General features: G+C 71.6%; 11 protein-coding genes. 8 read left to right on the plus strand and 3 right to left on the minus strand.

All coding sequences use genetic code 11. From position 1 onward, the window contains the following. Window positions 1–3 precede the first annotated feature (3 nt). Window positions 4–423, plus strand: coding sequence for a VOC family protein (locus HDA39_RS30175; protein WP_184800928.1), 420 nt, complete (start codon window positions 4–6; stop codon window positions 421–423). Window positions 424–438: 15 nt separating this feature from the next. Here HDA39_RS30175 and HDA39_RS30180 read toward each other — a convergent pair whose 3' ends face one another. After that, a complete protein-coding gene (locus HDA39_RS30180; protein ID WP_184800930.1) occupies window positions 439–1,767 on the minus strand; it encodes an ATP-binding protein in 1,329 nt (442 codons plus the stop codon). 179 nt (window positions 1,768–1,946) lie between these two features. Between HDA39_RS30180 and HDA39_RS43880 the strand changes: the two genes are divergently transcribed. After that, window positions 1,947–2,777 carry a siderophore-interacting protein gene (locus HDA39_RS43880; protein ID WP_184800932.1) on the plus strand — a complete coding sequence of 277 codons (831 nt, stop codon included), beginning with the start codon at window positions 1,947–1,949 and terminating at the stop codon, window positions 2,775–2,777. 152 nt (window positions 2,778–2,929) lie between these two features. Continuing rightward, window positions 2,930–3,409 carry a TIGR04222 domain-containing membrane protein gene (locus HDA39_RS30190; RefSeq protein ID WP_184800934.1) on the plus strand — a complete coding sequence of 160 codons (480 nt, stop codon included), beginning with the start codon at window positions 2,930–2,932 and terminating at the stop codon, window positions 3,407–3,409. 157 nt (window positions 3,410–3,566) lie between these two features. Here HDA39_RS30190 and HDA39_RS30195 read toward each other — a convergent pair whose 3' ends face one another. Next, entirely contained in the window at window positions 3,567–4,289 is a 723-nt protein-coding gene (locus tag HDA39_RS30195; protein ID WP_184800935.1) for a hypothetical protein, read from the minus strand. Window positions 4,290–4,336: 47 nt separating this feature from the next. Between HDA39_RS30195 and HDA39_RS30200 the strand changes: the two genes are divergently transcribed. The 5 genes from HDA39_RS30200 (at window position 4,337) to HDA39_RS30220 (ending at window position 10,754) form a co-directional block, all read left to right on the plus strand. After that, window positions 4,337–5,245 carry an aminoglycoside phosphotransferase family protein gene (locus HDA39_RS30200; RefSeq protein WP_184800937.1) on the plus strand — a complete coding sequence of 303 codons (909 nt, stop codon included), beginning with the start codon at window positions 4,337–4,339 and terminating at the stop codon, window positions 5,243–5,245. 30 nt (window positions 5,246–5,275) lie between these two features. Further along, complete coding sequence (locus tag HDA39_RS30205) at window positions 5,276–5,737, plus strand: group II truncated hemoglobin (RefSeq protein WP_184800939.1); 462 nt, start codon at window positions 5,276–5,278, stop codon at window positions 5,735–5,737. Window positions 5,738–6,649: 912 nt separating this feature from the next. After that, window positions 6,650–7,837, plus strand: a complete 1,188-nt coding sequence (locus HDA39_RS30210) for a quaternary amine ABC transporter ATP-binding protein (protein WP_337925953.1) — start codon at window positions 6,650–6,652, stop codon at window positions 7,835–7,837. Next, complete coding sequence (locus HDA39_RS30215; protein WP_184800941.1) at window positions 7,837–9,798, plus strand: ABC transporter permease; 1,962 nt, start codon at window positions 7,837–7,839, stop codon at window positions 9,796–9,798. Before HDA39_RS30210 ends, HDA39_RS30215 begins: the two co-directional genes overlap by 1 nt. Continuing rightward, a complete protein-coding gene (locus HDA39_RS30220) occupies window positions 9,795–10,754 on the plus strand; it encodes an ABC transporter substrate-binding protein (RefSeq protein ID WP_337925954.1) in 960 nt (319 codons plus the stop codon). The genes HDA39_RS30215 and HDA39_RS30220 overlap by 4 nt, the downstream gene beginning before the upstream one ends. On the opposite strand, the gene HDA39_RS30225 is transcribed toward HDA39_RS30220, so the two are convergent. Then, window positions 10,711–13,764 (minus strand): BTAD domain-containing putative transcriptional regulator, encoded by a 3,054-nt coding sequence (locus tag HDA39_RS30225; RefSeq protein ID WP_184800945.1) that lies wholly within the window; start codon window positions 13,762–13,764, stop codon window positions 10,711–10,713. The genes HDA39_RS30220 and HDA39_RS30225 overlap by 44 nt on opposite strands. Between the last annotated feature and the right edge of the window lie 4 nt (window positions 13,765–13,768).

The following is a 13,768-nucleotide window of genomic DNA, read 5'->3' on the forward strand; positions in this document are numbered from 1 at the left end:
GGTATGACTTCTGTTCCGCGCTTCCACCTGGCCATGCCGGTCGACGACCTCGCCGCCGCGGCGGAGTTCTACGGCTCCGTGATCGGCTGCGACCGCGGCCGGTCCAGCGACACCTGGATCGACTGGAACCTGTTCGGCCACCAGTTCGTGACCCACCTCGCGCCGGGCCGTTCACAGGGGATCCACAACCCTGTGGACGGCCACGACGTGCCGGTCCCACACTTCGGCGTGATTCTGCCGATCCCGGACTTCCACGCCCTGGCCGACCGCTTCAAGGCGGCCGGCAAGAGCTTCGTGATCGACCCGTACCTGCGCTTCGAGGGCCTGCCGGGCGAGCAGTGGACGATGTTCCTGCTCGACCCGGCCGGCAACGCCCTGGAGTTCAAGGCCTTCGCGGACGAGGACCAGATCTTCGCCACCTGAGGCCGACGTTCGAAACTAGCGGTTGACCGTGAAGGTGGTCTGCCCGACCTGACGCTTGTAGGCGTTGGCGCCCTCGACATGCCGCCCCTGGGTCTCCGCCGTGATCGCCGGTGCTGCCGAGCCAGGCAGAGCTACTCCGGCGTGGGCAGCGGAATGACCGACGCGGATCTCCACCCAGTCGCGCATCCCGGGATCCGCCACGGTGATCCGGTCGCCGGTCTCCCGGACCAGCCCGCGAGCCAGCAGCATCTGCCGCGCGGTGTCGACCGCCGGCCAGTTCCCCGGACCCGCGGCCTGCGTCTCGGACGGCATCGACAACCCGCGTGCACCCCGTGAGGCCGTCTTCGCCAGCAGTTCCTTCTCCGCGCCCGAGCACGAGTTCCACTCGGCCTGGTAGACCACCCGCGAATCCGCGTTGACCTGCGCGATCGCCGCCTTCGCGACGTCGGGCGTCAGCCCGTCCGGCTGGTTCCCGATCAGGTCGACGGCCTTCTCCGCCAGATCCCGCAGCCGTCCCGGATGACCCCCGGACGCCTGCAGCAGCTGATCCGCGGCGTCCGGTGAGTGCGCGATCCCCGCCTTCCGCAGCGGCTCGGTCAGCGTCGGCCGCAACTCGTCGCCCGACAGCGGGCCGCACTCGCGGACGTCGTACCGGCTGGTGACCGCGGTCGCGACGCCGGAGTGCCCGCCGGACGCGGCCATCAGTCGCGTCATCGCCATCTCGCTGCCCGCGGCGACCAGGTACACCGGCCGCCCGCCGCGCTCGAGATGCGTCGACAGCTCGGTCAGTGCGGCCAGGTCCCGCTCGGACGCGACGTCGAGGTTGTCGACCATCAGGACGACCGGCTGGCCTTTCTTCGCGGCCAGGTCACCGAGCTCGGTCGCCAGTTCGTCGAGCGTCGAGCCGAGCCCGTTGCCGCCCGGCGCGTCCCACTGCCGCTTCGCGACCAGCTGCACCGGCGCGACGCCGACCCGCACCTCCGCGCCGTTCTGCTGGTTGCGCGAGCGCTGGGTCAGGTTCTTGATCGTCTTCTTCAGCTTCCGCAGCCCGAGGAACCCGTACTGCTTGCGCAGTCCTCCGAGGTTGCGGGTCGCCTCCCGGACGAACCGGCTCTCCAGCGGCTCCCGCGGCGACGCCTCGACCTTCAGACACGGCCAGCCCTTCGACCGCGCGAGCTCCTGGACCTTCTCCAGCTCGAAGCTCTTGCCCATCCCGGGCCCGCCGGTGAACAGCACGGTGTTCCGCTCCGGCGCCCGCAGATCCAGCGAGATCGGCCGCCCGGCCGCGTCGATCCGGGTGACCGGCGAGGCGGGCCGCTGCGGCGTACCGAAGATCGGGTCCATCGCACCAGGCTGATCCCCACAAGCATGCCGCTGGCAACGATCAGGTGAACAGCGGGCCGCTCAGCGGTGGATCCGTGGGTGATTGGCCGGGTCGGCTAGGGTGAGTTAGGCCAACCTAAGTCGCACCGTCTAAGTCGAATCCAGGATCCGCTGATCCGCCCGAGAGGAACCGTGGTCGCGTGCCCACCCCCGCACCCCGTAGTCGCCGTGCCAAGCTCGGTGTCGTCCGCCGGACCGAGCGGATCACGCCGCACATGATCCGGGTCGTGCTGAGCTGTGACGAGTTCACCGGCAACGGCATGACCGACATGTACGTGAAGCTGCTCTTCCCGCAGCCCGGCGTGGAGTACCCGGAACCGCTCGACATGGGCGTCGTCCGCGAGCAGTTCCCGTCCGAGCAGTGGCCGACGATGCGGACGTACACGGTGCGTTCGTGGGACGAGGCCGCCCAGGAGTTGACGATCGACTTCGTCCACCACGGCGACGAGGGGATCGCCGGGCCGTGGGCGGCGAACGCGAAGCCGGGCGACAAGCTGTGGTTCAACGGTCCGGGCGGTGCGTACACGCCGGACGCGGCGGCCGGGTGGCACCTGCTCGTCGGTGACGAGAGCGCGCTGCCGGCGATCGGCTCGGCGATCGAGTCACTGCCGGCCGGTACGTCGGCCACGGTGTTCCTCGAGGTCGAGGACGCGACCGAGGAGCAGAAGTTCGGCGGCTCGGGCGACGTCGACCTGGTCTGGTTCCACCGCGCCGGAGCGGGTGCGGAGTGCGGGGTTCGCCTGGTCGAGGCGGTGGCCGGGCTGGAGTTCCCCTCGGACGACGTGCACGTGTTCGTCCACGGCGAGGCCGGGTTCGTCTTCGGGATCCGGAAGAACCTGTTCGCCGAGCGCGGCCTGCCGCGCGACCGGGTGTCGCTGTCGGGGTACTGGCGGATCGGCAAGAACGAGGACGGCTGGCAGGCCGAGAAGGCCGAGACCGCCCGCAAGGAACGCGAAGCCGCGGGCAACTGACACCCGTCGGCGCCGGGCCTCCGCCCATTCCCCCTCCCCTTCGGGTGGAGGGGAGGCGGGCACGCTCCGTGGTCGTTGCTACTCGATGCAACCGCCGGAGCGTGCCGGCCGTCTGAGGCGGTGAGAGCTTCACCGAGGATCAGGAGGACCCGATGCGTACCGAGAACCCGCTCGACCTCAACCAGACCGCCTACCTGTGCGGCGGGCGTCGCCGGGCGGCGCTGGTCGCGGTCCTCGCGCTGCACGACGAGCGCGTGATCGGCTTCGCCGGCCGCGAGGTCCACGCGCTCGGGCCGGACGGCAGCAACCAGTTGGAGCGCGCGGTGCTCGCCGCCCTCCCCGCCGGCGGGGTTCCGCTGCCGACGCTGCTGACCACCGTCGCCGGGCTTCCCGCGATGACCGAGCTGAGGGCCTCGCTCGTCGAGCGCGGGCTGATGAGCCGATGGTTCCCGGGGCTGCTCACGCAGTACGGCCGGCAGGTCCGGCGCTCGCTGCGGGAGCACGCGATCGGGACTTACCGCGTCGCCGCCCTCGGGCCGCGCGCGATCGTCGGACCGGAATTGCGGCGGTTGTTCACCGGCCGCGAGCAGCCGGCCGGCGTACGACGGACGGCCGTCACTCCGCCGCTCTGATCCGAACCAATCCGCGGCTGGCGGAGTAGCGCCGCCGTCCTCCGGCCGAGGGCCGCGAGCCCGCCGTGCGGCGGGAGCTCGCAGCCGTTCGTGCGGAGGCTGCCTGCGGCACCTGACGCGCGGGCGGCTGCATTGTCCGCCGATGGCAGCCGCGCGGCTAGTCCTTCGACGCGTCGTCCACGCGGTGGTTGAGGAGTTGGGTGAGGGTGGGGGCGAGGTTGGTGGGGAGGACCCAGTCGTCGCCGGCGGCCTGCAGGATGACGGCGGGGCCGGGGGTGTGGACCGCGGTGACGGGGATGGGGAAGCGGAGGCGTTCGGAGCCGGTGAGGTCGACCTCGTGGACGCCGGTGACCTTGGTGAAGGGGTAGGTGCGGCGGAGGTCCTCGGGGTTCGCGCCGCGGAGCTTGCGCGGGATGGTGTGGATGGAGACCGTGTCGGTGCCGAGGACGAGGGTCGTGCCCCAGAGGCCGCGCAGGCGGAAGGCGAGTTCGTACGGCGTACCGGCGAGCTCCGGGTCGACGGGGACGAGCAGCGTGCGTTCGGCGTACGCCGCGAGCGCGACGCCGACGCCGGCGCCGAGCCACCAGATCACGAGCACGGCCAGCAGGATGAAGAGCAGCCCGAAGTTGTCCGGGACGAGCGTCAGGTAGACCGCCGCGACCGCGCCGAAGATCGCGCCGGTCATCCGCCAGCGTTGCGGACGGAAGCGCTGGCGGGCGAAGAGGAACGCACCGAGCGCCAGCAGCACGGCCGGCGGAACGGCACCCGCCAGACCAGCGGTCGCCAGACTGACCGCCAGCGTCAGGGCCGGGAGCCCCAGGTGGATCAGGCCTACGACCAGTTGGACCTTGCGATGCCGTCGTGCCAGTTCGCCGCTCACGGGAAAACCCAAGCACAGAAACCCCGGACGACCTACTGTGCTGATCGATGGCCGACTTCACGATCCCGCAAACCCTGCACGAGTCCCACACCGACGAGACCGGCCTGCGCTGGCTGAAGGCGCTGCCCGAGACCGCCGCCGGCTACCTCGACCGCTGGCAGCTCACGCTCGACGGCACCCCGATGCACGGCGCCGCCTCTCTCGTCCTCCCCGTACGGCGAACGACCGGCGACCCCGCGATCCTCAAGCTCCAGCCGCTCAACGACGAGAACGCCGGCGAAGCGCTCGCCCTGCGGACCTGGAACGCCGACGACGTGGTGCATGTCCTCGAGTACGACGACGAGACCGCCACGTTGCTGCTCGAACGCCTGAATCCCCGGACCCTGAACGACGTCCCCGACGACGTCGAGGCGACCCGCATCCTGACCGAACTACTCGCCGGCCTCTGCACCACCGAAGGGCCCGCGGACCTCCGCACTCTCGAAGCCGTGGCCACCGAGATGGTCGCCGATGCTCCGGCGTTGATCCCTCAGCTCGCCGACGCGGAGGAACAGCATCTCGCTCGCCGGTGCGCGGCTCGGGTCACCGAGCTGCTCACTGAACCCGGCGACCGGCTTCTGCACTGGGATCTGCACTACGACAACGTGATGGCCGCGGACCGGGCTCCCTGGCTGGTGATCGACCCGAAGCCGCTCGCCGGTGATCCCTGCTTCGAGCTGTTCCCGGCGCTGAACAACCGCTGGGACGAACTGGTCGCGACCGGCGACCTGAACCGCGCGATCCGGTACCGCTTCGACCTGATGGTCGACCGCCTCGCCTTCGACCGCGACCGGGCGATCGGCTGGACGCTCGGCCGGATCCTCCAGAACGTGCTGTGGGACCTCGCGGACGACGAGTCCGCGATCAACCCGGTCCAGGTCGCGATCGCGGTGGCGTTGACCGACCCTCGCGGGTGATTACATGATTACGAGAGGGAGGGGATTCAGATGACCACACCTACCGTGTACGAGTGGGCCGGCGGCGCGAAGGCGCTGCGCAGCCTGACCGAGGTGTTCTACGACCGGGTGCTCGAGGACGAGCTGCTCGCGCCCGTCTTCGCGAACATGAGCCCGAAGCACCGCGAGCACGTCGCGCTCTGGCTGGGCGAGGTGTTCGGCGGCCCGAAGACCTACACCGACGAGCTCGGCGGCTACCCCGCCATGCTCGACCACCACATCGGCCTCGGCCTCACCGAGCAGCAACGCGCCCGCTGGGCCGCCCTGATCGCCGCCAGCGCCGACCCGGCCGGCCTGCCCACCGACCCCGAGTTCCGCTCGGCTTTCGTCGCGTACGTCGAGTGGGGCACCCGCATCGCCCTCGCCAACTCCCAACCCGGCGCCACCCCACCACCCCAAGCCCCCGTCCCCCGTTGGGGCTGGGGCGAAGCCCCGCCGTACCAACCAAGCTGAGCCAAGCCCCGGACGGCCCTGCCGCCACCTCCTCACCCCCACCCCCAGGGCCGGGCCCCCGATCCTCCGAGCCCCCGAGCCCCGATCCCCCGATCCTCCGGGCACCGGCCCTCAGCCCCTGGCCCCCCGGCCTCAGGCCCCCGGCCCAGGCCCTCCCGGGTCCCAGGCCTCCGGGCCTCCCGGCCCCAAGCCCTCCCGGGCCCCCGGGCCTCCGGGGCCCCAAGCCCTCCAGGCCCCCGGCCCTAGGCCCAGGGCCGGCCCTCGATCCCCCCGGCACCCGGCGTCCCCGGGCCTCCGGGCCCCAGGCCCAGCCCCCAGCCCTCCACCCCCCGGCCCCCCGGTCTCCGGGCATCTGGCACCTCCGGCACCTTCGGGCTTCCGGCCTCCCGGCCCCAGGCCTCCGGACCCCCGGCATCTCCGGACCCCCGGCATCTCCGGACCCCCGGCATCTCCGGGCCCCCGGCACCAGGCGTCTCCGGGCCCCCGGCACCAGGCGTCCCCGGGCACTCGGCGCCAGGCGTCCCCCGGCACCCGGCGTCCGGCGTCCCCGGGCCTGCGGCCTCTCCGGGCCTCCGGGCGTCAGGCCCCCAGCCCCCAGGTCCCAGGCCCCCGGCACCTCCGGCCTCCCGGCCCCAGGCCTCCGGACCCCGGCACCTCCGGACCCCGGCACCTCCGGACCCCCGGCACCTCCGGACCCCCGGCGCCTCCGGGCCTGCCGGCTTCCTCGCTTCCCGGCTCCTCTTCCAAGGTCGGACGTATGTTTGATTTTGCTGTGTAAACAGCAAAATCCGTGGTGAGGTGACGGTGGTGATTGACCGCTCAGACACCCGGACCGGCACCGCCGGACCGGGCATTCGATAAAGTCGCCGTTCACGACGAACCCGGCCGCCGGGGATGCGAGGGTGAATCACTGTGACCGCTCAGCTCGAGTACCCCGACCCGCAGGAGTCCGAGGCCCTGCTGTCGGTCCAGGGGCTGTGGAAGGTGTTCGGCCCGAAAGCCGCCCGCGTCCCGCGCCGCCCGGAGCTGGCCGAGCTCAATCGCGCCACCCTCTACGACCGCACCGGCTGTACGGCGGCCGTCCGCGACCTGAGCTTCGACGTCGCGCCGGGCGAGGTGTTCGTGGTGATGGGCCTGTCCGGTTCCGGCAAGTCGACGCTGGTCCGGTGCCTGACCCGCCTGGTCGAGCCGACCGCGGGCCGCCTGATCTTCGAGGGTGAGGACCTGCGCGCGGCCGACGAGAAGCGGCTGCGGACGCTGCGCCGGAGCAAGTTCTCGATGGTGTTCCAGCACTTCGGCCTGCTCCCGCACCGCAAGGTGATCGACAACGTCTCGTACGGGCTGGAGGTCCGTGGCGAGAGCAAGCCGGACCGCAAGCGCCGCGCCCAGGAAGTGATCGACCTGGTCGGCCTGTCCGGGAACGAGAACATGTACCCCGAGCAGCTGTCCGGCGGCATGCAGCAGCGGGTCGGCCTGGCCCGCGCGCTGGCCAACGACCCGGACGTGCTGCTGTTCGACGAGCCGTTCTCCGCGCTCGACCCGCTGATCCGCCGCGAGATGCAGACCGAGGTCGTCCGGCTGCACCGCGAGGTCGGCAAGACGATGGTGTTCATCACCCACGACCTGTCCGAGGCGCTCAAGCTCGGTGACCGGATCCTGCTGATGCGCGACGGCGCCGCCGTCCAGCTCGGCACCGGCGACGAGCTGGTCGGCGCTCCGGCCGACGACTACGTGCGCGAGTTCGTCCGCGACATCCCGCGGGCCGACGTCCTGACCCTGCGCTGGATCGTCCGCCCACCCCGCGACGGAGAGCAGCTGGACGGGCCGGAGCTCGGCCCCGACGTCCTGGTCCGCGAGGCGACCCGGCTCGTGCTCGAGTCGGACCGCCCGGTGAAGGTCGTCGCCGAGGGCCAGTTGCTCGGCGTGATCGGCGACGAGGAGATCCTCGCCGTCGTCGCGGACGCGGCTCCGTCCGGCGCAACCACCCTGTACGGCGCGAGCGGGGCCTCCGGCTCAGCGACACTCGCGTCGGGCTCCTCCGGCTCGGGCCCCGCCGTGCCGGGTGCCCCCGGCTCGGCTGCCTCCTCCCCGCGCTCCTGATGGCGTCCATCACCGGCTCGATCGAGCTGATCGTCCGCAAACCCCGCAAGGTCGTGCTCGTCGGCGGCCTGCTCGTCGTCTGGCTCGCGCTCTGGTTCGTCCTACGGGGCGTCCACACGCTGACGCTCGGCGGGCAGGACACGACGCCGTTCCACCGCTGGCTGACCGAACAGGCCGGCGTGGTCGGCAGCGGCAACGCGATCTCGGACGGGATCCGGGTCGTCGTCGACCAGCTCGTCGTCCTGCTGCAGAGCCTGATCGCCCAGCCGTCGTACGGGCGGCCGGTGCCGGTCGTCGGCTGGCTCGGCGTCGTCGCGCTCTCGGCGTTCCTGGCCTGGGCCTTCGGCAACTGGAAGGTCGCGCTGCTGACCGCGGCCGGGCTCACCTTCATCGGGCTGCAGGGGTTGTGGCAGGAGAGCATGGACACGCTCTCGCTCACGATCGCGGCCGTCGTCCTGGCGCTCCTGGCCGGGATCCCGCTGGGCATCTGGGCCGGCCTCTCGGACCGGTTCTTCAAGGTCGCGACGCTGGTGCTCGACCTGATGCAGACGCTGCCCACGTTCGTGTACCTCGCGCCGCTGACGCTGTTCTTCGCGATCGGCCCGGCCGCCGCGACCATCGCGACGCTGATCTACGCCGCGCCGCCCGTCGTCCGGCTGACCGCGCACGCGATCCGATCGGTCCCGGCCGAGAGCGTCGAGGCGGCCCGCTCGCTCGGCTCGACCCGCGGCCAGACGCTGGCCAAGGTGCTGCTGCCGATGTCGCGCAGCACGGTCGTGGTCGGGATCAACCAGACCATCATGGCCGCGCTGTCGATGGTCACCGTCGCCGCGCTGATCGACGCGCCCGGCCTCGGGCAGACCGTGCTGAAGGCGCTGCAGACGCTCGACGTCGGGGTCGCGTTCAACGCCGGTCTGGCGATCGTCGTGCTCGCGATCGTGCTCGACCGCGTGACCACCGCCGCGGGCGACCGGCCCTGGCGGGTGGCCAGCCTGCGGCGCAAGATCCTGCTCGGCGCGGGCGCCCTCGGCGTCCTGGTCGCGATCTGGTTCTCCCGGACCTACCTGTGGGCGGCCGAGTTCCCGACCGACGTGAACCTCGGCTCCCGGATCGCAGTCGCGGCGGCCGACGTGACCGCCTGGGTGCAGGACGTCTTCGGCGGCTTCACGTACGGCGTCCGCGACGCGGTCACGTTCGGCGTCCTCAACCCGCTGCAGGCGCTGCTCACCGAGTCGCCCTGGTGGCTGGTGACCGCCGCCGTGGTCGCGCTGGCGATGGTGCTCGGCGGATGGCGCGCCGCGCTTCCGGCGACGGCCTGCCTGCTGCTCCTGGTCGGGACCGGGGTCTGGCACGACGCGATGGTGACGCTCGCGTCGACACTGCTGGCCACCGTCGTGGTGGTTGCCGTCGGCATCGTTCTCGGCGTGTGGACCGGGCGCAACCAGCGGGTCGACAACTGGGTCCGGCCGGTCCTCGACGCGGGGCAGACGATGCCGCCGTTCGTGTACCTGGTGCCGTTCCTGGCGCTGTTCGGGACCAGCCGGTTCACCGCGATCGCGGCCGCTGTCGTGTTCGCCGTACCGGTCACCACCAAGATCGTTGCCGACGGCATCCGAGCGGTCCCGGTGGCGACCGTCGAGGCGGCGAACTCGGTCGGCTCCAGCACCTGGCAGGTGATCAGCAAGGTCCAGCTGCCGGTGGCCCGCCGGGCGATCACGCTGGCGGTGAACCAGGGCCTGATCTACGTGCTCTCGATGGTCGTCGTCGGCGGCCTGGTCGGTGCCGGCGCGCTCGGGTACGACGTGGCCGCGGGCTTCGCGCAGAGCGAACTGTACGGCAAGGGCCTCGCGGCCGGGCTGGCGATCGTGCTGCTGGGTGTGATGCTCGACCGGATCACGCAAGCGGCTGCTCGGCGTACGAGGAAGTTCAGAGGAACAGTCAGAGGAGACAACCTGTGGTGACGAACAAGCTCCGCTCCGTCGGAGTGCTGAGCGCGCTGGCGCTGGCCCTGACCGCCTGTGGCGGCGCGAAGGTCGGCGAGGCCGAGAAGCCGGCCGACGGCGGCAAGGAGTGCGGCACCTTCAACCTGGCCGTCAACCCGTGGGTCGGCTACGAGGCGAACGCCGCGGTGGTGGCCTACGTCGCGACCAAGGACCTCGGCTGCACGGTGACCAAGAAGAACCTCAAGGAGGAGATCTCCTGGCAGGGCTTCGGCACCGGTGAGGTGGACGCCGTGCTGGAGAACTGGGGTCACGAGGACCTGAAGAAGAAGTACGTCGAGCAGCAGAAGGTCGCCGTCGTCGTCGGTCCGTCGGGCAACAAGGGCGTGATCGGCTGGTACCTGCCGCCGTGGCTCGCGGCCGAGAAGCCCGAGCTCAAGGACTGGAACAACCTGAACAAGTTCGCCTCGCTGTTCAAGACCTCGGAGTCCGGCGGCAAGGGCCAGCTGCTGGACGGCGACCCGTCGTTCGTCACCAACGACGAGGCGCTGGTGAAGAACCTGCGACTCGACTACAAGGTCGTGTACGCCGGCAGCGAGACCGCGCTGATCCAGGCCTTCCGGGACGCGGAGAAGAACAAGAAGCCGGTGATCGGCTACTTCTACGAGCCGCAGTGGTTCTTCAACGAGCTGAAGCTGGTCAAGGTCGACCTCCCGGCGTACAAGACCGGCTGCGACGCCGACCCGGCGAAGGTCGCCTGCGACTACCCGGCGTACGACCTGGACAAGATCGTGTCGAAGAAGTTCGCCGACTCCGGCAGCCCGGCGTACGACCTGGTGAAGAACTTCAGCTGGACCAACGACGACCAGAACGTCGTCGCGAAGTACATCGCCGAGGACAAGATGACGCCCGACGCGGCGGCCGAGAAGTGGGTCAACGAGAACCGCTCGAAGGTCGACGCCTGGCTCGGGAAATAGCCGCACCGATCCGCCGTACGTCGAACTGCTCGCCGGGTGGCAGGGGAACCCCCACCGCCCGGCGCCGCTCCTCCGCCTCCGCCAGCAGTACGGCGGCCTGGCGGCTGAGCTCGACGGACTCCTGACCGCCGGTCGCCAGGGCAGCTGCTGCCTTGGCGCCGGCGAGTCCCTCCAGCGTCAGCGCGACGGCGCGTTCGTCGCCGGTGGACTCGGCGGCGACCCGTGCCTGGAGCTGGAGCTGCTCGGCCCGGAGGTAGTCGCCGCGTTGCTCGGCGACGAAGCCGAGCTGGGCGAGGATGAAGGCGATCCCCGCGACTCCGTCGACCTGCCGCAGCCAGTCGAGCGGTCTGGTCAGGTGGTACTCGGCGTCGTCGAGCCGGCCCTGCCACCGGGCGCTCAGCCCGAGCCCGACCTCGGCGTACTCCTCGGCGGACTTGTTGGACTGCTCCAAGGCCAGCCGGCGGGCCCGCTCGTGCAGCTCGTCGGCCTGCGCGTAGTCGCCGGACAGCAGCGCGATGCGGCCGAGCCCGGAGGTCCGGAACGACACCTCCGTCCAGCTGCCCAGGTCCTCGGCCGCGCGCAGCGCCTCCAGCAGGCGGCGCCGGGCGGTCGGGTAGTCGCCACTGATCTCGGCTGCCACGATCAGCGAGTAGTTCGCCTGCAGCCGGCCCCATGTGTCGTCCAGCTGGTCGAACAGCTCCAGACTCCGTACGCCGTCCTGGTGCAGGCCGTCCAGGTCCACGTGGACGAGCGAGAGTTGCGCCCGCGTGCTGAGCGCCGCGGCGACCCCCCAGCGATCGTCGAGCCTGGTGAAGGTGTCGATCGACCGGTTGATCCGCGCCATCAGGACGTCCGGGTCGCCGTACGCCCACTGGGTCGATACGAGGAACCACTCCGCCCTGGCGAGCCCGTGGGGATCGTCGATCACCTCGTAGAGCGCCAGCGCTCGGTCACTGGCTTCGGTCAGGTTGCCGCTGTCCGCTGCCGTCGCAGCGAGCCCGACACTCCAGACCGTTGCCGCGGCCCGAGCAGCTGACGCAGGCCCCGGTACGGCGAGGGCCGCGGCCAGTGCACGGCGGCCCTCACCCAGTCGGCCCCGGAGGTACCAGTACCAGGCCATGGCGTTGACCAGGCGCAACGCCTGCTCCGCCGAAGCGTGGTGGAGGGCTGCCCGGACGTTGGCTGCCTCGTGGTCGAGCGTCTCCAGCCACCTGCGCTGGCCGGGACCCCGCAGGTGCGGCTCTGCCTGCTCGGCCAGCGACACGTAGTACGCGGTGTGACGGCGGCGGAGGCGAGGCTCCTCGCCGGACTCGATGAGGCGTTCGAGGCTGTAGGCGCCGACGCTCTCCAGCAGGCGGTAGCGGCCGGCGGCAGGGACCACCAGCGATCTGTCGACGAGCCTGGCCAGCAGGTCGTCCGGGAGCTCGCTGACCTCCGCCGCTGCCTCCAGGCTGAAGCTCTCCGCGTGGACCGCCAGCCGCCGGAGCATGGTGCGTTCGTCCTCGCTGAGAAGGTCCCAGCTCCAGTCGATGGTCGCCCTGAGCGTTCGCTGCCGCTCCGGTACGCCGCGCCCGCCCGCCAGCAGCCGGAACCGGTCATCCAGCCGCTGCGCCAGCGCCCGTACGCCGAGCGCGCGCACGCGGGTCGCCGCGAGCTCCAGCGCGAGCGGGATGCCGTCCAGCCGCCGGCAGATCGCCGCCACGGCCTCCGGGTCGTCCACCTCGGCTGCTGCCGCTTCAGCCCGCAGCTGGAACAGCTGAGCGGCCGCAGCCGGAGTCAGTGGGGTCACCTCGAGCAGGTGCTCACCACCGAGGCCCAGCGGCTCCCTGCTGGTCGCCAGCACGCGCAGCCCGGGCACGCCCGCCAGCAGGCGGCCGACGAGGTCGGCCACCGGCTCCAGGACGTGCTCGCAGTTGTCCAGCACGAGCAGGGTCTCGCGGGTGGTCAGAGACTCGACCAGCCGCTGGCCGAGCTCCTGCGGCTCGGGCACACGCAGCAGGTCGTCGCGCAGCCCGACTCCCGCCGCGACGGCATCCACCACCTCGTCACCGCTGACTGCTGCCAGCTCCACCCACCTGACCTGAGCCGACGACTCTTGCCGAGCGGTCTCCAGCGCCAGGCGGGTCTTGCCGACTCCGCCCGGGCCGATCAGCGTGACCAGGCGGGCCGTGGTGAGCTGCACCTGAGCATCCGTGAGGGCCGCCTCCCGACCGATCAGGTCGTTCAGCGGGGCAGGGAGGAGACCGGCCGAGACGTGGTCGGGCCGGTCTCCGAGCAACGCCGGGTCGTGCCGGAGGATCGCCTGGTGGACCGCGCTCAGCTCGGGACCTGGGTCAGCGCCCAGCTCCTCCGCGAGGGCCCGCCGCAGCTCGTCGTACGCCTTCAGTGCCTCGTCCTGCCGGCCGGCCCGGTACAAAGCCCGGAGCTGAATCGCCCGCAGGCGTTCCCGGAGGGGATGGAGCCGGACCAGCTCGGCCAGTTTCCCGAGCGGATCGCCCTCGGTCGACCCGTCCAGCAGGTCCTCGAGAGCGGTCAGGCGCTGCTCCTCCAGGCGGTCTCGCGCCGCCCGGGCGAACTCGCGGTCCACGACCTCGGCGTACGGCGTGCCTCGCCAGAGCGCCAGGGCCTGCCGCAGGAGCTCGATCCGTCGGCCGGCTTCGCTCTGCTCGGCCGCGCTACGCAGGAGGTCCTCGAACTTGTTGCTGTCGACAACTTCTGTCGGCACCTGCAGCGTGTAGCCCACGGGGCCGTGCGTGACGAGGGATCTACCGCCCGGCTCGGCCCGCTCGAGCGCCGTACGGAGTTGGGAGACGCGCGCCTGGAGAGTGCCGAGCGCGTTGCGGGGCGGCCGGTCGCCCCAGACGTCGTCGAGCAGCCGGTCCGCGCTGACCGGGTGGCCGCGGTGCACCAGCAGATCGAGCAGCAGGACGCGGACCTTCGTGTCGGGCACGGTGACCGGCTCGCCCGCGTCCGTGCGGACGACCAGCGGACCGAGCACGTCGAAGAACACGCCG

The sequence above is a fragment of the Kribbella italica genome, from assembly GCF_014205135.1.
In the GTDB taxonomy this organism is placed as follows: Bacteria; Actinomycetota; Actinomycetes; order Propionibacteriales; family Kribbellaceae; genus Kribbella; species Kribbella italica.

Bases quoted from the DNA above. Each gene is read 5' to 3' on its own strand.
- HDA39_RS30175 (WP_184800928.1), top strand. From the start codon at position 4: ATGACTTCTGTTCCGCGCTTCCACCTGGCCATGCCGGTCGACGACCTC.
- HDA39_RS30180 (WP_184800930.1), bottom strand. From the start codon at position 1,767: ATGGACCCGATCTTCGGTACGCCGCAGCGGCCCGCCTCGCCGGTCACC.
- HDA39_RS30190 (WP_184800934.1), top strand. From the start codon at position 2,930: ATGCGTACCGAGAACCCGCTCGACCTCAACCAGACCGCCTACCTGTGC.
- HDA39_RS30200 (WP_184800937.1), top strand. From the start codon at position 4,337: ATGGCCGACTTCACGATCCCGCAAACCCTGCACGAGTCCCACACCGAC.
- HDA39_RS30205 (WP_184800939.1), top strand. From the start codon at position 5,276: ATGACCACACCTACCGTGTACGAGTGGGCCGGCGGCGCGAAGGCGCTG.
- HDA39_RS30215 (WP_184800941.1), top strand. From the start codon at position 7,837: ATGGCGTCCATCACCGGCTCGATCGAGCTGATCGTCCGCAAACCCCGC.